This window comes from Mesorhizobium shangrilense (assembly GCF_040537815.1).
In the GTDB taxonomy this organism is placed as follows: domain Bacteria; phylum Pseudomonadota; class Alphaproteobacteria; order Rhizobiales; family Rhizobiaceae; genus Mesorhizobium; species Mesorhizobium shangrilense.
This window is the reverse complement of the sequence record NZ_JBEWSZ010000001.1, coordinates 1,016,154-1,032,555: the sequence shown is the minus strand read 5'-3', so window position 1 is coordinate 1,032,555 and position 16,402 is coordinate 1,016,154. Positions and strand designations below refer to the sequence as shown.

At 62.7% G+C, this 16,402-nt stretch carries 16 protein-coding genes; 8 read left to right on the top strand and 8 right to left on the bottom strand.

Features of this window, described 5'->3' with window-relative positions; translation table 11 throughout:
• Positions 1-44 precede the first annotated feature (44 nt).
• Positions 45-380 carry a DUF1493 family protein gene (locus ABVQ20_RS05300; RefSeq protein WP_354458505.1) on the top strand — a complete coding sequence of 112 codons (336 nt, stop codon included), beginning with the start codon at positions 45-47 and terminating at the stop codon, positions 378-380.
• 142 nt (positions 381-522) lie between these two features.
• Here the strand turns inward: ABVQ20_RS05300 and ABVQ20_RS05295 are convergent, their stop codons facing one another.
• Positions 523-1,206: a response regulator gene (locus ABVQ20_RS05295; protein ID WP_354458504.1), complete on the bottom strand. Its 684-nt coding sequence runs from the start codon at positions 1,204-1,206 to the stop codon at positions 523-525.
• A 183-nt stretch (positions 1,207-1,389) separates the two neighbouring features.
• Between ABVQ20_RS05295 and ABVQ20_RS05290 the strand changes: the two genes are divergently transcribed.
• From ABVQ20_RS05290 to ABVQ20_RS05280, 3 genes are all read left to right on the top strand, one after another.
• Positions 1,390-2,085, top strand: a complete 696-nt coding sequence (locus ABVQ20_RS05290) for a fumarylacetoacetate hydrolase family protein (protein WP_354458503.1) — start codon at positions 1,390-1,392, stop codon at positions 2,083-2,085.
• Positions 2,086-2,092: 7 nt separating this feature from the next.
• Entirely contained in the window at positions 2,093-2,740 is a 648-nt protein-coding gene (gene maiA, locus ABVQ20_RS05285; protein WP_354458502.1) for a maleylacetoacetate isomerase, read from the top strand.
• A 112-nt stretch (positions 2,741-2,852) separates the two neighbouring features.
• Positions 2,853-3,893 (top strand): zinc-dependent alcohol dehydrogenase family protein, encoded by a 1,041-nt coding sequence (locus ABVQ20_RS05280; protein ID WP_354458501.1) that lies wholly within the window; start codon positions 2,853-2,855, stop codon positions 3,891-3,893.
• A 25-nt stretch (positions 3,894-3,918) separates the two neighbouring features.
• Here ABVQ20_RS05280 and ABVQ20_RS05275 read toward each other — a convergent pair whose 3' ends face one another.
• Complete coding sequence (locus tag ABVQ20_RS05275; RefSeq protein ID WP_354458500.1) at positions 3,919-4,782, bottom strand: DMT family transporter; 864 nt, start codon at positions 4,780-4,782, stop codon at positions 3,919-3,921.
• Positions 4,783-4,887: 105 nt separating this feature from the next.
• On the opposite strand from ABVQ20_RS05275, the gene ABVQ20_RS05270 reads away from it, so the two are divergent.
• Together ABVQ20_RS05270 and cml are read left to right on the top strand one after the other, a co-directional pair.
• Positions 4,888-6,291 (top strand): aminotransferase-like domain-containing protein, encoded by a 1,404-nt coding sequence (locus tag ABVQ20_RS05270; RefSeq protein WP_354458499.1) that lies wholly within the window; start codon positions 4,888-4,890, stop codon positions 6,289-6,291.
• Between the two features lie 267 nt (positions 6,292-6,558).
• Positions 6,559-7,758 (top strand): CmlA/FloR family chloramphenicol efflux MFS transporter, encoded by a 1,200-nt coding sequence (gene cml / locus ABVQ20_RS05265; protein WP_435528408.1) that lies wholly within the window; start codon positions 6,559-6,561, stop codon positions 7,756-7,758.
• A gap of 758 nt (positions 7,759-8,516) precedes the next feature.
• Here the strand turns inward: cml and ABVQ20_RS05260 are convergent.
• Complete coding sequence (locus tag ABVQ20_RS05260; RefSeq protein WP_354458497.1) at positions 8,517-9,410, bottom strand: LysR family transcriptional regulator; 894 nt, start codon at positions 9,408-9,410, stop codon at positions 8,517-8,519.
• 140 nt (positions 9,411-9,550) lie between these two features.
• On the opposite strand from ABVQ20_RS05260, the gene ABVQ20_RS05255 reads away from it, so the two are divergent.
• Positions 9,551-11,023: an MFS transporter gene (locus tag ABVQ20_RS05255; protein WP_354458496.1), complete on the top strand. Its 1,473-nt coding sequence runs from the start codon at positions 9,551-9,553 to the stop codon at positions 11,021-11,023.
• Between the two features lie 15 nt (positions 11,024-11,038).
• Here ABVQ20_RS05255 and ABVQ20_RS05250 read toward each other — a convergent pair whose 3' ends face one another.
• The 3 genes from ABVQ20_RS05250 to ABVQ20_RS05240 form a co-directional block, all read right to left on the bottom strand.
• Positions 11,039-11,536, bottom strand: coding sequence for a MaoC family dehydratase (locus ABVQ20_RS05250; protein ID WP_354458495.1), 498 nt, complete (start codon positions 11,534-11,536; stop codon positions 11,039-11,041).
• 182 nt (positions 11,537-11,718) lie between these two features.
• Positions 11,719-12,147, bottom strand: coding sequence for a phasin family protein (locus tag ABVQ20_RS05245; RefSeq protein ID WP_354458494.1), 429 nt, complete (start codon positions 12,145-12,147; stop codon positions 11,719-11,721).
• A gap of 127 nt (positions 12,148-12,274) precedes the next feature.
• Positions 12,275-13,570 (bottom strand): DUF445 domain-containing protein, encoded by a 1,296-nt coding sequence (locus tag ABVQ20_RS05240; protein WP_354458493.1) that lies wholly within the window; start codon positions 13,568-13,570, stop codon positions 12,275-12,277.
• 365 nt (positions 13,571-13,935) lie between these two features.
• Between ABVQ20_RS05240 and rirA the strand changes: the two genes are divergently transcribed.
• Positions 13,936-14,400: an iron-responsive transcriptional regulator RirA gene (rirA, locus tag ABVQ20_RS05235; RefSeq protein ID WP_354458492.1), complete on the top strand. Its 465-nt coding sequence runs from the start codon at positions 13,936-13,938 to the stop codon at positions 14,398-14,400.
• A gap of 74 nt (positions 14,401-14,474) precedes the next feature.
• Here the strand turns inward: rirA and ABVQ20_RS05230 are convergent, their stop codons facing one another.
• Positions 14,475-15,263 (bottom strand): heme ABC transporter ATP-binding protein, encoded by a 789-nt coding sequence (locus ABVQ20_RS05230; RefSeq protein ID WP_354458491.1) that lies wholly within the window; start codon positions 15,261-15,263, stop codon positions 14,475-14,477.
• A 24-nt stretch (positions 15,264-15,287) separates the two neighbouring features.
• On the bottom strand, positions 15,288-16,391 hold the full coding sequence (locus ABVQ20_RS05225) for a FecCD family ABC transporter permease (protein WP_354458490.1): 1,104 nt from the start codon (positions 16,389-16,391) through the stop codon (positions 15,288-15,290).
• Positions 16,392-16,402: the final 11 nt, after the last annotated feature.

Sequence of the window (16,402 nt, the reverse complement as noted above, 5' to 3'; positions counted from 1 at the left end):
CGTAATCGGGTACGGAACGTATCAACGCTATCAGGGACAGCGACATGCAGGCGGATGTTGAAGGGCGTGTGTTCTCTATTGTTGTGCGTATCAGTGGGTTGAGCCGTGATCTGATGACCACGCAGTCCCGACTTGTCCAAGACCTGAAGCTGGACGGCGATGATGCTATCGATGTCTTGCTTGAGGTGTCGAAAGAATTCTCGATGGATGTTTCAGGTTTTGATCCCTCAAAATATTTCCACTCCGAGCCCACCATTTTATCGGTCTTGCCCACCATCTTAGAACTTCTACACATGAGAGCAGCGCCAATGCGTCCCAGGAATGAAATGACGATTGGGCAGTTGATAGAGGCTGCTCGACGAGGGCGATTAAGCCCCTGAGGGGAAACCGAAATTACGCTGACAGTGCACTTTCATCCATATGTGCTCGATCTCGCTGGCGGGATGAAGAGGTCGCGCTGTCCCCGCGTCGCGGGGCGAGCCACGCGTCTCGCTCGTCCTTCGGGCGCCCACAAGCAGAGGCTCAAAACCCCGCCTGGTCCCGAAACAACTCCGCATTGTCCAGCTTCGAAACCTCGATCACCGCTTGCGTGCGGCTGTAGACATTGAGCTTGCGCAGGATCTCGGAGACATGCGCCTTCACCGTGGTCTCGCCCACCTGCAACTCGTAGGCGATCTGCTTGTTGAGCAGGCCCTGGCGCAGCATCTGCAGCACCCGCAATTGCTGCGGCGTCAGCGTTGACAGACGCTGAACCATCTCGGCGCGGTCGGTGCTGTCGGCGTCGGGCGGCTGGCCTTCATAGGTTTCCGGCACGTAGATGGCGCCTTCCATCACCGAGCGTATGGCATTGGCCAGATCGCTCTTGCGCGCCGATTTCGGGATGAAGCCGGCGGCTCCGTAGGACAGTGCCTCGGAAATGATCTTCGGCTCCTCGTAGCCGGAAACGATGACCACCGGCAGGCGCGGATAGCGGGTCCTGAGCTGCAGCAGGCCCTCAAAACCATGCACATCGGGCATGCTGAGGTCGAGAAGCGCAAGGTCGAAGGGTTTTGCGTCCGCCAGCAGCTCCAGCGCTTCGGTGATCGAACGCGCCTCGACCGTGTCGACCTCCGGATAGGCCATCTGCACGGCGCTGTGCAGCGCCTCGCGAAACAGCGGATGATCGTCGATGATCAGGAACCGGGCGCGGTCGTTGGCTGTGGTCATGTAACTCGTTTCAGTTCGGTCTCACGCAAGATAGTCCCGCGACCATGGCCAGATTATTGGTAAATAGTACATCACGATCTTTGTCTGGACGCTGAGCCGGCGGTTTCTCGAACGGCATGCCCTTGCCCGGTCGTTCAATTCGGTCAAATGTGCTGAAAATAGCGCCTGAAACAGGGACCGTGCATGACAGAGTTCGTCCTTCCCCCGCCCGCAACGCCTTCGGTGGCCATCGCCGGCGCGAGCGAGCGCTTCGCGGTGCGCCGTATCTTCTGCGTCGGCCGCAACTATGCGGCGCATGCGCGCGAACTCGGCAATGACGAGCGCGACCCGCCCTTCTTCTTCACCAAGCCGGGCGACGCGGTGGTCGATTCCGGCACTGATATCCCCTACCCGCCGCTGACGGAAAATCTGCATCACGAGATCGAACTTGTCGTCGCCATCGGCAAGCCGGGTTTCCGCATTCCGCGCGGCCGTGCACTGGATCATGTCTGGGGTTACGGCGTCGGCATCGACCTCACCCGCCGCGATCTTCAGGAGGAAGCGAAGAAAGCGGCGCGGCCGTGGGACTGGTCGAAGAGCTTCGACCGCTCCGCCCCTTGCGGCCCGCTCGTTCCCGCCACGAAATCCGGACATCCTGAAAAGGGCAGCATCTGGCTCGCCGTCAATGGCGAGATCAGGCAAGACGGCGACCTCGCCGAGCTGATCTGGCCGATCGCCGACATCGTCTCGATCTGCAGCGAGGCGGTCGAGTTGAAGCCGGGCGACCTGATCTTCACCGGCACGCCGGCCGGCGTCGGCGCGGTCAAGCCGGGTGAGACAATCACCGGCGGCGTCGATGGCATCGGCGAGATCGAAGTGACCATCGGCCAGCCTAACTGATCAAGCTATGAGCGATATCGTCCTGCACAACTACTACCGATCCTCCACATCCTACCGGGTGCGGATCGCGCTGGAGATGAAGGGCCTGACCTACGACTACGTGCCGCATCATCTGCGCCATGGCGAGCACCTGGAGCCCGCCTACCTGGCGGTCAATCCGCAAGGGCTGGTGCCGGCACTGATCTGGAAGGGCATGCTGCTGACGCAATCGCTGGCGATCATCGAGTTCATCGACGAAGCCCAGCCCGAGCCGCCGCTGCTGCCCAAGGATGCGCTGGGACGCGCGCGCGTCAGGATGCTGGCGCAGATGATTGCCTGCGACATCCATCCGGTGAACAATCTGCGCGTGCTGACGTCGCTGCGCACCGTGTTCGGCGCCGGCGACCAGGATGTCACCAACTGGTTCCGCCACTGGGTGAACGAAGGTTTTCAACCGCTTGAAAAGATTCTGGCTTCGTCAGCCGAGGCCGGAACATTCTGCCATGGCGATACGCCTGGACTGGCCGATATTTGCCTGGCGGCGCAGGTCACCAACAACGCCCGCTTCGGCGTCGACATGACGCCCTACCCGACGATCGCGCGCATCAATGCCGCGTGTATGGCGCTGCCGGCCTTCCAGAAAGCAGCGCCCCAGAACCAGATCGATGCCGAATAGAGGGGCCTAACGACCCGGGGCGATGCTTGGCCGAATCGATTTTCAGTCAGCGTAGCCAGGAATCGGCTATCGTTGCTTGAACGCACAAGTTGCATCTGGTTGGAGTTTGCCGATGAAAGCCGTTGTCTTCGAAAAATTCGGCGAGACGCCAACGGTCCAGATCGTTCCGGACCCGAAGCCGGCGCCGGAGGGCGTGGTGATCAAGGTCGAGGCGACAGGGCTGTGCCGCAGCGACTGGCATGGCTGGATGGGCCATGACGACGATATCCGCCTGCCGCATGTGCCCGGCCACGAACTGGCTGGGGTCGTGGTGGCGGCGGGCAAGCGCGTGACGCGCTGGAAGGCCGGGGACCGTGTCACCGTGCCTTTTGTCGGCGGTTGCGGGCGCTGCTTCGAATGCACCTCGGGCAACCATCAGGTTTGCGAGCATCAGTTTCAGCCTGGCTTCACCGCCTGGGGCTCCTTCGCCGAATATGTCGCCATCGACTTTGCCGACACCAACCTCGTGCGCCTGCCGGAGGAAATGGAATTCGCTACCGCCGCCAGCCTCGGCTGCCGTTTCGTCACCTCGTTCCGCGCCATCGTCGATCAGGGCCGGGTGAAGCCCGGCGAATGGGTGGCCGTGCATGGCTGCGGCGGCGTCGGCCTGTCGGCGATCATGATCGCCAGCGCCATGGGCGCCAATGTCATCGCCATCGACCTCACCGACGAGAAGCTGGAGTTTGCCCGCAAGATCGGCGCGGTGGCGACCATCAACGCCTCGACGACGCCCAACGTGGTGAAAGCCGTCAAGCAGATCACCGATGGCGGCGCGCATATGTCGATGGACGCGCTCGGCCATCCGACGACCTCGTTCAACTCGATCTCCAACCTGCGCCGGCGCGGCCGTCATGTGCAGGTCGGCCTGATGCTGGGCGACCATGCCAAGTCCCCCGTGCCCATGAGCAAGGTGATCGCCTTCGAGCTCGAGATCCTCGGCAGCCACGGCATGCAGGCCTTTCGCTACCAGGCGATGATGGACATGATTCGCACAGGCAAGCTCAAGCCCGAATTGCTGGTCGGCAAGAAGATCAGCCTCGACGAGGCGCCCGCAGCCTTGATGGCCATGGGCGGTTTCGAGGGCATCGGCATTGGCGTGGTGACGAAATTTTAGCAGGCAACGGCGTCGGAGCTACCCTCTACCTCGCAAACTTCTTCGCGCCGAAGACGCAAAGCACGACGGCGAAGGCAACCGCCACCATGGCGGGACTGACCTGTTCGTGCAGCAGCGTCGCAGCCAGCGCGAGACCGAAGAACGGCTGCAGCAGTTGCAACTGTCCGACAGCGGCGATCCCGCCTTGCGCCAGGCCGCGATACCAGAAGACGAAGCCTATCAGCATGCTGAACAGCGAGACATAGGCCAGGCCGATCCAGGCGTTGGAGCCGACGCCGGCAAAGGTGGGCGGCAGCGTTGCAAAAGTCAGCACCAGCATGACCGGCAGCGACAGCGTCAGCGCCCAGCAGATCACTTGCCAGCCACCGAGCTTGCGCGACAGCGCGGCACCTTCGGCGTAGCCGAGGCCGCATACGACGATGGCGGCGAGCATCAGACCGTCGCCGACCGGCGAGGCCGTCACCCCCTGCAGAAGGGCAAAACCGGCCACCAGCGCGCTGCCCAGGCACGAGAACAGCCAGAACGCCGGGCGAGGACGGTCGCCGCCGCGCAGCACGCCGAAGATCGCGGTGGCCAGCGGCAGCAGGCCGACGAAGATGATGGAATGCGCCGAGGTAACGTGCTTCAGCGCCAGCGCGGTCAGCAAGGGAAAACCCACCACCACGCCAAGCGCGACGATCACCAGCGACAGCAGGTCTCCCCGCTCCGGGCGCTTCTCGCGAAAGACGAGCAGAAGCGCCAGACCAAGCAGGCCGGCTATCGCGGCCCGGACGGAGGTCAGGAAGATCGGGTCGAAATCCATCACCGCCACGCGCGTCGCCGGCAGCGACCCACTGAAGATCAACACGCCGATGAATCCGCTCACCCAGCCGCTCGCCGTCTTGTCCATTGCAGGCTCCTTCTGTTGGAGCTTCTATCGGGCTTGCCCTATGGTGCCACCAGAGACAATGCAGTACAATTCGATAAAACTGTCATGGTCCTCTGGAGAGTACAGATGGATGAACCAGCCATAAGGCTCGACGGAGGCGCAACGCTTGTCGAAAGCGTCATGGCCACCATTCGCCAACGCATTTCGGCGCGCACGCTGACGCCAGGCGCGAAACTGCCGTCGATCCGCGCCTTCGCCCAGTCCATGCAGGTTTCCAAATCCACCGTGGTCGAAGCCTATGAGCGGCTGGCGGCCGAAGGCACCATCCGCTCGCGGCCGGGCTCTGGCTTCTATGCCGCCGGCCAACTGGCGCCCTTGTCGCTGGCCGAGATCGGGCCTCGGCTCGACCGTGCGGTCGATCCGCTCTGGGTTTCGCGCCAATCGCTGGAAGCCGGCGACGACGTCCTGAAACCCGGCTGCGGCTGGCTGCCGGCCTCGTGGATGCCGGAGGCCGGGTTGCGCCGGGCACTGCGGACCGTGGCGCGCGCCGATGATGTGACGCTCGCGGACTACGGCACGCCGCTCGGCCTGCCGCCGCTGCGCCAATTGCTGGCGCGGCGTATGGCCGAGCACGGCATCGACGCCTCACCCGACCAGATCATGCTGACGGAATCGGGCACGCAAGCCATCGACCTGCTGTGCCGGCTGCTGCTCGAACCCGGCGATACGGTGCTGGTCGACGATCCCTGCTATTTCAATTTCCATGCCCTGCTGCGCGCGCACCGGGCCAAGGTGGTCAGCGTTCCCTACACGCCGTCAGGGCCGGATATCGAGCTGTTCGCGCAGGCGCTCACCGAGCATCGGCCGCGCCTCTACATCACCAACTCCGCAATCCACAACCCGACCGGCGCAATCCTGTCGCCGGTCACCGCGCACCGGCTGCTCAAGCTCGCCGACCAATCCGAACTGACCATCGTCGAGGACGATATCTTCGCCGATTTCGAACATGCCCCTGCCCCCAGGCTGGCGGCGTTCGATGGTCTGAGCCGCGTCGTCCATATCGGCAGCTTTTCCAAGACGCTGTCGGCCTCGGTCCGCTGCGGCTTCATCGCGGCGCCTCGCGACTGGATCGAACGCCTGACCGACCTCAAGATCGCCACGACCTTCGGCGGCGGGCGGCTTGCATCGGAACTCGTACTCACCCTTTTGAAGGACGGCAGCTACCGCAAGCACATGGATTTGCTGCGGGCACGGCTTTCGCGCGCCATGCATGAGACGAGCGGGCGTCTGCGGGCGATCGGCATCACCCCCTGGATCGATCAGCCGGCCGGCCTGTTTCTGTGGTGCAGCCTGCCCGACGGCGTCGATGCGGCTGACGTGGCCCGCCGGGCGCTATCAGCCAAGATCGTGCTGGCGCCCGGCAATGCGTTCAGCCTGTCCCAGACCGCCAGCCGCTTCCTGCGCTTCAACGTTGCCCAGTCCGCGGACGATCGGATTTTCAGGACGCTCGAGGCGGCGATGGCGCATTGATCCTGGAGATATCCGATCGCGTCGCGCCAAGCCTCGTCGGGTCGCGCCGAACAAGCCCGAAGCTTGCCGAGCCAAGCCTGGCCTGATACTGGCTTGCCGCGCAGTGCACCACTGCATGACACTTCAGGATAGAGCCATGGGAACCGGCAAGTCAGCAGACAAGTAAGCCGCAGCAACGCTTGTTGTTGCGGCAGTCTGTCCCGTCATTCCTGATTTCGATGAAAACGGCAGATCGCCGCCAAATGTACCCATTTGAGCGGATGTTCAATCATGCCTTCTCCAAAATCCTGGACCTATTCCTTGCCGTCGGCGCTGTTGCTGATGGCTCCCTTCGACATCCTGGCTTCGCTGGCCATGGATATCTATCTGCCGGTCGTCCCGAAGATGCCGGCAGTCCTCCAGACGTCGCCTGCGGTCATTCAGCTGACGCTGAGCCTGTACATGATCGTGCTCGGCCTGGGACAGATCATCTTCGGCCCGATCTCCGACAGGATGGGCAGGCGTCCCGTGCTGATCGGAGGCGCGCTGCTGTTCGCTGCCGCTTCCTTCCTACTCGTCGGCACGTCCGTGGCGAGCGCCTTCGTGGTCCTGCGCGTGTTGCAGGCCATCGGAGCATCGGCCATTCTCGTCGCGACATTCGCCACGGTGCGCGACGTCTATGCGCAAAGGCCGGAAGGTGCGGTCATCTATGGCCTGTTCAGTTCGATGCTGGCCTTCGTGCCGGCGCTGGGGCCGATAGCCGGCGCGCTGATTGCGGACAGTCTTGGCTGGCGCGCGATCTTCATCACGCTCGGCATGCTGGCGGTGGCCGCCACGCTCAATGCATGGCCAAGATGGCACGAGACCCGCCCCTCGACTGGCTGCATTCCCCGTGTTGCGTTCCGACCCATCCTCTCCAGCTTGCCTTTCTGGACCTATACGCTGGCCTTCAGTGCCGCGATGGGAGCCTTCTTCGTCTTCTTTTCGACGGCGCCACGGGTTCTCATCGATCGTGCTGGCTTCTCCCAGGTCGGGTTCAGCGTCGCCTTTGCCACGGCGGCGCTGGTGATGATGGTGACCGCACGTTTCGTCAAAGCATTCGCAGCGCAATGGAGCATTGCGGACAGCGTTGCCCGTGGCATGGCGATGCTGCTTCTGGGCGCCGCCCTGCTGGCGGTCGGGCAGATGCCTGAGTCGCCTTCTTTCGTGACATTCGTACTGCCGATGTGGATCGTCGCCATGGGCATCGTCCTCACTGTATCGGTGACCGCGAACGGCGCACTGCAAGAATTCGGCGATGTCGCGGGAACGGCGGTGGCGCTCTACTTCTGCATCCAAAGCCTTGTCGTGGGCATTGTCGGCACGCTGTTTGTCATCTTGTTCGACGGCGATACGCCGTGGCCATTGGTGGCCTATTGCACAGCCCTGCCGACGGTAGCATCAGGAGCACTCTGGATCCTGCGGAGGCAATTAGCCGGCAAAATATAGTTGGGAAATAGCAAGGGAGGCGCTCGGCACGCAATGGAGGCGCCCTGCTTCGATCGGACCGCACAAGGTTCTCGCTGAGCGAAACATTGTGCGGTTCGAAAGCATCGAACCCGCTATTCCACGGTGATGCTAACCGTTATTTCGTTCGTCTTTCCGCCGCCAAAATCAGAGCGAACCACGACCTGATCATCACCTTTATAACCAGGAGACGGAGTGTAATAGACTCTAAGTCCATCACCCAGGACAGAGTTGCATCTGTAGCGAACATTGTCAGGTTTAAAGCTGGGATAAACTTTGGCTGGCTCAATCTTGGTGGTCCCATGAGCTGGGCCTGACACAATCTGGACCGGCGGAGGCGCCAGGAAGGTACAATTGGGGTCCACTTGATAGTGTTCGGAAAGCAGGACGGGTTTTCCTGAACCGGTCGTTTTGGTCCAGCTAAGATGACTGACATTATCATCCGAACTGGTTGCGCATCCCGCAAGAAACAGAAACGATAACATCGAAACTGACGAACGAACCTTATGCGTATGCATACATTCCCTCCCATTCCATATTCATCCTAACTTTTTACTGCATGAGTGCCGTGTCTCCCCAAATGTCGATAGGCGCAGCGCGGATAAACATCGAGCATGTTAGCGGAAAGAGCCGCGGCGTGCACGGTCAATTGCTCCTCAGGCGGAGGTCAACGCTCATGGAGTACGACGAGCGTTTCAGCTATCCATGCCGTCTTCTTGCCGCTGATGCGAGCACGCCGATCATCGTGACGCCGAACACACCTCCCGCACGCGGTCGCGCAACCAGCGCTGCGCCGGATCGGCATCGAGACGCGGGTGCCAGAGCATCGAGATGGTGACCTCGACGGTGGCGACCGGCAGTGGAAAGCTGTGCATGCCCGTGCGTGCACCCTCGGTATGCCGCTCGGGGACGCTGGCGATCAGGTCGGATGCGCGTGCCAAAGCCAGCGTCGCCGAAAAGCCGGCCACCATGCAGGCTACAGTCCGTTGCAGTCCAAGCCGCTCCAGGGCTTCGTCGATCGGCCCTCTCTCGCGGCCACGCCGCGAAACACTGATATGGCGGCCGGAGGCGTAGCGCTCGGCCGTCACGATGCCATCGCTCAAGGGATGACCAGCCCGTACCGCGCCGATGAAGCGGTCGCGAAACAGCGCCTGGATGCGCATTTCCGGCCCGGTTTCGCCGGCGACGCCGATCTCGAGGTCAATCGCCGCTTCACGCAGCGACGTGACGTCCTTGTCGAACTTCGGTGCAAATCGCAGCCGCACGCGAGGCGCATCGGCTTCGATGCGGGCGACAAGGCGCGGCGCGAACTCCTCGACGAAGCTTTCATTGGTGCGCAGCGTGAAAGTCCTGTCGAGGCTTGCAGGGTTGAGGAGCCTGGCGGGCCGCAGCAGTGCTTCCGCATCCTGGACCACACGGCCAGCCTGCTGCTGCAACTCCTGGGCACGCGGTGTCGGAACCAGGCCACGACCCGCGCGAACCAGCAAGGGATCGCCCGTCGCCTCGCGCAGCCGCGCCAGGGTCCGGCTCATTGCCGAGGGGCTGAGGCGAAGACGATTGGCGGCGCGCGCGACGCTGCCTTCCGTCAGCAGGACATCGAGGGCACCAAGCAGGTTGAGATCGGGTGACGACATGACGGGATCGTAGCATGGATCCACAGTGATGTGGCGTTTCATGCATGGATAGAATGCAAATGCTGCGCGTTCCGCCACATCAACTTGGTGGCTAGCTTTCCCATGGCTCCGGTTCGGGAGCTTTAGGAAAGGAGATCATCTTGGCCATCGCTGAGCAAAGTCGCATCGAGTTGATACCGGCGCCGGATGAGGTGCGATCCGCCGGATGGGCACTGGCAAGCCTGTCGCTGGCCACGCTCCTGTCATCACTCGGCACCAGCATCGCCAGCGTCGGGCTTCCGTCGCTGATGCAGGCGTTCGGTGCGTCGTTCCAGCTCGTGCAGTGGGTTGTCCTGGCCTATCTGTTGGCCATCACAACCCTGATCGTCAGCGCGGGCCGGCTCGCCGACATGGTCGGCCGCCGGCCGCTGCTGCTTTGCGGCATCGCTTTGTTCACGGCAGCGTCGGTGCTCTGTGGCCTTGCGCCGACCTTGTGGCTGCTCATCGCGGCACGCGCCGTGCAGGGACTTGGCGCGGCGATGATGATGGCCCTGACGCTCGCCTTTGTCGGCGAGACGGTTGCCAAGACGAAAACCGGGAGTGCCATGGGCCTGCTCGGCGCCATGTCGTCGATCGGCACCACGCTTGGCCCGTCGCTTGGCGGCCTGCTGATAGCCTGGCTCGGCTGGCGGGCGATATTTCTGGTCAATGTGCCGCTGGGCGTCCTCACTTTCGCCCTCGCCTATCGCAGCTTGCCGGCGCGCAAGAAGACGGCCAAGACGGATCAAGCCGGTTTCGACAGTATCGGCACCACTCTGCTCGCGCTCACACCGGCGGCCTATGCGCTGGCCATGACGCTTGGCCGGGGCAGCTTCGGCTCCCTCAATATCGGCCTGCTCGTCGCAGCCGCAGCCGGAGGCTTCCTCTTCGCCCTTGCCGAGACACGCGTTGCCAACCCATTGATTCAACCAGAGAAGTTTCGCGACCGCACGTTGAACGCAAGCCTCGCCATGAGCCTGATCGTCGCCACGGTGATGATGGCGACACTGGTTGTTGCCCCGTTCTACCTTTCGCGCGCGCTCGGCCTGAATGCCGCCATGGTCGGCCTGGTACTTTCGACCGGACCGCTTGTCTCGTCCCTGTCAGCGCTGGCGGCTGGGCGCCTGGTCGACCGCTTCGGCGCGCACCGGATGATGGTCGCGGGCCTGTTCGGCCTCGTGGCCGGCACAGTCCTCATGTCATTGGCCAGGGCGGACCTCGGCATTGCCGGCTATGTCGTGCCAATCACAGTCACCTGCATAGGCTACGCCCTGTTCCAGACATCGAACAATTCAGCTGTGATGGGCGGTGTCGGTGCGGACCAGCGCGGCGTGGTCTCCGGCCTGCTCAATCTGGCGCGCAATCTCGGCCTGATCACCGGCGCATCGGTGATGGGTGCCATTTTTGCCATGGCATCGGCAGGGGGACAGGCCGGTGCAAGCGTCCTGTCGCCAGCCGCGGCGACCCATGGGATGCAGGTCACATTCCAGACGGCTGCCGCCCTGGCGCTTGTCGCACTGATCCTTGCGATACTCTCGGCTCGCACCGCGGCGAGGCGCATGCCCGCCAACTCATCCGCAGTCAAAGGTCCGTGATTTCGCCGAGACCCTTCAGGCCCCTGCCCGCCGGCGGCGCTCATAGAGCATGACGAGTGTCTCGGCCGTGAGCGCGGGCTTCGATTCGCCCTCGATCTCGATCGTGTTCGCAGCTTTCATCAGATACTGACCGGGGCCCATGGCCTCCATCGAGATCAATGTGGCGCGCAGCCTGATGCGCGCGCCAACCTTGACCGGCGCCAGGAAACGCACCTTGTCGAAGCCATAGTTGAACGCTGCCTGGGTGTTTTCCGGCACGATCCCCATGCCGAGCGCCAGTGCGCCGATGATCGACAACGTCAGGTAGCCATGCGCGATCGTCGTGCGAAACGGGCTTTGCCGCCGCGCTCTCTCGGGATCGACATGAATCCATTGATGGTCGCCCGTGCATTCGGCGAACTGGTTGATGCGGTTCTGATCGACTGTCGTCCAATCCGAGACACCAAGTTCCTGCCCGGACATGGCCCTGAGCTGTTCGTAGGTTGGCGGCGCCTTTGGCCGTGTTTCCGTCATTCCTGCTTTCCCGATAACATCTCCCGCCTCCGGACCACGAACCGACAGCCTCTGTCAATTCGCTCCGTGTGATTCCGTTCCGCGAAACGCGGTTTGCCACGGCGGGTTGCGGATCATTCGCAAGCAACGGCGTTCACGACGGACATGCGAACGCCGTCCGAGGTATTCCGAAAGTCGATGGTTCACTTCTTATCGTAGCCGGCGCGGATTTCCTCCATCGCGGCCTTGATGCGCTCCCGCAGGATCTCCACGGACTCAGTGCCGGATTGCTTGACCAGTTCGGCCACTTCGCCGGCGTTCTTCAACGCGGTCTCGAAGGACTTCCTGGCGAACTCGGTTTGTTTGGCCATCAATTCCTGCGGATTGCCCGGAGCCCTGTAGCTCTGCGCCATATCCGTGATTTCGCGCAGCGTGTCCTGCAACATCTCGCGCTGTCTCGACATCAGCGACGATGCACCGGCAGCACTCGCCCTGGCCGACTTCTCCAGCGCCTCGAGATTCTTGCGGTGGTGAGCGAGGATCGCTTCCACATCGACATTCGGCACCTTCAGGTCACGGCCGAACCTGCCGAACATGTCCATGAATGAATCTGAATCCGGTTGCTTCGCCATGATTTTTCGCTCCCTGTTGCCGCGGATGGGCACCCGCACTGGAGAATAGCACTCGGGCGTCGCGTGTCCATGCGAACCCGCAAGGGAACCAGCCATGCGCGGAGGCCGATTCGAGGCCGGATGTCAGTCAGCTGGCGAGGAACAGCCGCTCCGCCACATAGATCACGACACCGGCGATGCCGCCGATGATCATGCCGTTGAAGCGGATGTATTGCAGGTCCCTGCCGATGTTCATTTCGATCAGCCTCGTCAGCTGGGCAAGGTCCCAACGCTTGACCTGATCGGCGATGAATTTCGAGACACCGCTTTTCTGGCTGTCGACGAAGGAGGCAAGCGCTACCACGAACCCCTGGTTCATGTCGGCCCTGATCTGCGCGTCGTCAGCAAGATGGCGACCGACCTCGACGAACATCTCCGTGAGATGGGCACGGATCATCGAATTCGGCGCCTTGGCATCTTGTTCGATGAACAGGCTTAGGCTTGCCCACATATCGCCGGCCAGCGCTTTCAGCTCGGGCCTTTCGAGAAAATCGTGTTTCAGCTTCTCGGCACGCCTGGCATATTGCTTGGATGTCCTCAGTCGATCGATGAAGGTTTCCGCAAAGCGGTCGAACTCGGCGCGCATTGGATGATCGGGATCGGCCCGGACTTCATCGAGCAACGACCCGGCGGAGGCGACGATCTTCTTCAGAAGATATGCGTCGGCGCGAAACAGGTTGAACAGCGACGGCAATTCCTCGCGGATCTTCTCGCGCATGGTTGCCAGCGCCTGCTCGTCGTTGAGGAACCGGCCAATGACCTTGATGAACTCGTCGAAGAGTTTCTGGTGACGGCGGTCGTCGGTCAACGTCGACAACAAATCGGCAAAGAGCGGTGCCAGCGGTATCTTTTCGACCTGCTCCAGCATACGGCTGGTGACGAAGCCGCGCAGGCCCGACTGCTCGACAGCCGCGAGTGTCTGCGGCACCAGCCGGCTGACGAAGTGCGACAGGCCGGCCGCCCTGTTGGGATCGGCCAGCCAGTCGGCGACGAGGGCGGAAAAATCCACTTCGGCCAGCTTCTCCCGTACCGGCTCCGGCGCCAGGAAATTGACCTCGATGAAGCGGCCGAGATTGTCGGCGATACGGGTCTGGTTTGCCGGGATGATGGCCGTGTGGGGGATCGGCAGGCCGAGTGGTCGCTTGAACAGCGCCACCACCGCATACCAGTCGGCCAGCCCGCCGATCGTCGCGGCTTCCGCGAAGGCAGCGACGAAACCCAGCCACGGAAAGCGGCCTTCGAACGATTTGGCGAGCGCAAAGATCAGGATGCAGAGCGCAAGCGATGCCGTGGCGATGAATTTGGTGCGCCGCAGCGCCGAAAGCTTTGCGCCCGCATCGGCATCGAGCCGGACGGGGCCTAGGGCCGGGGCCGATTGTGACATGGATAGGCCGCTCCTCGTCTATCTTGCGGACATATCTAATGTCCCGCCCACCGGAATACCCGCCGGATCGAAAAGCTGGTTCACGTTTTGCAAGGCCGCGCACGTAAAGTTGACGAGGATATTCATCTATTATGGCCAGCCAGTCTGGAATTATTCCAAAGTATAGGCCATATTCCGCCGCAGCCAGTGTGGCGAATCCGGAATTCATACTGCTTGCGCACAACGCAAAGAGCGAATTCGGGTTCGGAGCCAGGCTAGCAAACAATTGAAATCTGGTGTGGTTTTGGATTTGCAATTCCTGAAGGCCGATGCCGCCGACATGGCAGAGTGTCAAATCCGCCAAACCTGGGCTTCGTGAGGACAAAATGCGGCTTACCCGTCAGACCAACTATGCCATGCGCATCTTGATGTATTGCGCGGCGAACAACGATCGGCTGAGCCGTATCCCCGAGATCGCCGCCGCATACACCGTGTCGGAGCTTTTCCTGTTCAAGATTCTTCAGCCTCTGGTCGAGCATGGCCTGGTCGAAACCGTGCGCGGCCGCAATGGCGGCGTCAAACTTGGCCGAGCAGCCGAAGCCATCAGCCTGTTCGATGTCGTGCGCGTGACGGAAGAGAGCTTCGCCATGGCTGAATGCTTTGAGAACGATGCCGCCGAGTGCCCGCTGGTCGACAGCTGCGCGCTGAATTCCGCGCTGCGCGAGGCGCTCAACGCCTTCTTTGCCGTGCTTGCGCGTTACACGATCGCCGATCTCGTCGCGGCGCGTCCCAATGTGCGCAATCTTCTCGGCATCGACATGCTGGTGGAACGCCGCGCGCCGGCTGCCTGATCCCCGCCACGTCGTTGGTTGGCCAGGTCTGTTGAGATTCAGATCAGGCCGCCCTCACCCGGATAACAATAGACTTACGCGGCCGACTGCGGCAGCACGAATGGCACGTTTCCGGCCGGCAAGACGCCCACCCTGAGACGGCAATCAAAGACTTTTTCGATCAGGTCGTCGCTCAGCACATCCGTTGGTGAGCCGGTCGCGGCCAGCCTGCCGCGATGCATGACAAAAATCCGGTCTGCATACATGGCTGTCAGATTGAGGTCGTGCAGGATGGCGATCACGCCGCCGCCCCTTCTGGCGAAATCGCGGGCGATGTTCATGATGATCAGCTGGTGCTTGATGTCGAGGCTGGACACCGGCTCGTCGAGGAACAGATAGCGCGGCTTGCCGTCGAGCACCGGCGCCCAGACCTGGCAGAGCACCCGGGCAAGCTGGACACGCTGCTGCTCGCCGCCGGAAAGCTCCTGGTAGAAACGTCCCGCAAATCCATCGAGGTCGACACGCGCCAGCGCCCGCTCGGGCAGGCGCGCGTCTTCGCCGGGCAGCACACCGGAGCGCCCGCCGACCAGGCCAAGCTTGACGATCTCGCGCACGGTGAATGGAAATGACAAGGTGGTTGCCTGTGGCAGCACGGCGCGCAGCGTTGCGGTCTCGACCGGCTTCATGGCCGAAAGATCGCGGCCGTTGACAGCGACGCGGCCCGTATAAGCAAGCTCGCCCGACAGTGCCTTGAGAAAGGTGGTCTTGCCCGAACCGTTGGGGCCGACGATCGCCGCGATTTCGCCTGGCCGCGCCTCGAAATCGACATTGGCGACAATGCGCTTGCCACCGATCGCCACGCAAACGTCCCGTCCTTCGATCATGCCCGCTCTTCCTTCATGATCGCCTCACAGGTCTATGACGCCGCGCTTGCGCAGCAGGATCCAAAGGAAGAACGGCGCGCCGGCGATCGCGGTGACGATGCCGATCGGCAGCTCGGCGGGCGCAACGACGGTACGGGCAACCGAATCCGCCAACAGCAGCAGCGCGGCGCCCAGAAGCGCCGACGCCGGCAGCAGGTATCGATTGTCCGGACCGATCAACAGCCGCAGCAGATGCGGCACAACGATACCGACAAAGCCGATACCGCCGCTGACGGCGACGGACGCGCCAACCGCTGCCGAGACGCCAATGATTGCCACATATTTCAACCGCTGCACGGGTATGCCGAGATGGCCGGCAGTGGCTTCGCCCAGCGACAGCGCGTTGAGGCCGCGCGCCAGGAAGGGCATCGCGGCGAGCGCCAGCACGATGACCGGCCCGACGGAACCGATCTTCTGCCATGTCGCGCCCCCCAGCGATCCGAGTGACCAGAAGGTCAGGTCGCGCAGCTGGCGATCATCGGCCATGAAAATCAGGATGCCGGTCAGCGCCATGGCAAGGGCCGCCAGCGCTATGCCGGCCAGCAGCATGGTGGCGACGGACGTCTGTCCCCGCCGCGTGGCGACCCGATAGAGCACCAGTGTGGTGGCCAGGCCGCCGCAGAAGGCTGCCAGCGGCAGCGCAAGCGTGCCCAGCGCCAAGGTGATCGGCGCCAGCACAGTGCCGCCAAGCACAATGATGGACACGGCACCAAGGCTTGATCCCGCCGAAACACCGATCAGGCCAGGGTCCGCCAGCGGATTGCGGAACAGGCCCTGCATCACCGCCCCGGAGACGGCGAGCGCCGCCCCGACCAGCATGCCCAGGATGACGCGCGGCAAGCGTATGTCGTAGACGATCAGGCGGTCGCGTGCGCTCAGCGCCGCGTCGCCCGGCACCATGCCGAACAGCCAGTCACGAATAACGCTGACGGCCGACGCATCGGACGCGCCGGAGGTCAGCGATATCAGCACGGCAAGGCCAAGCCCGAGGCACAACAGAAGAATAACGATGCGGGCACGTCCCGAACGATCGCCTTCGGATGCTGTCGCCATACCCTTTGCCGGACCGGCGATCGATTGATCGACCATGATATGCCTGC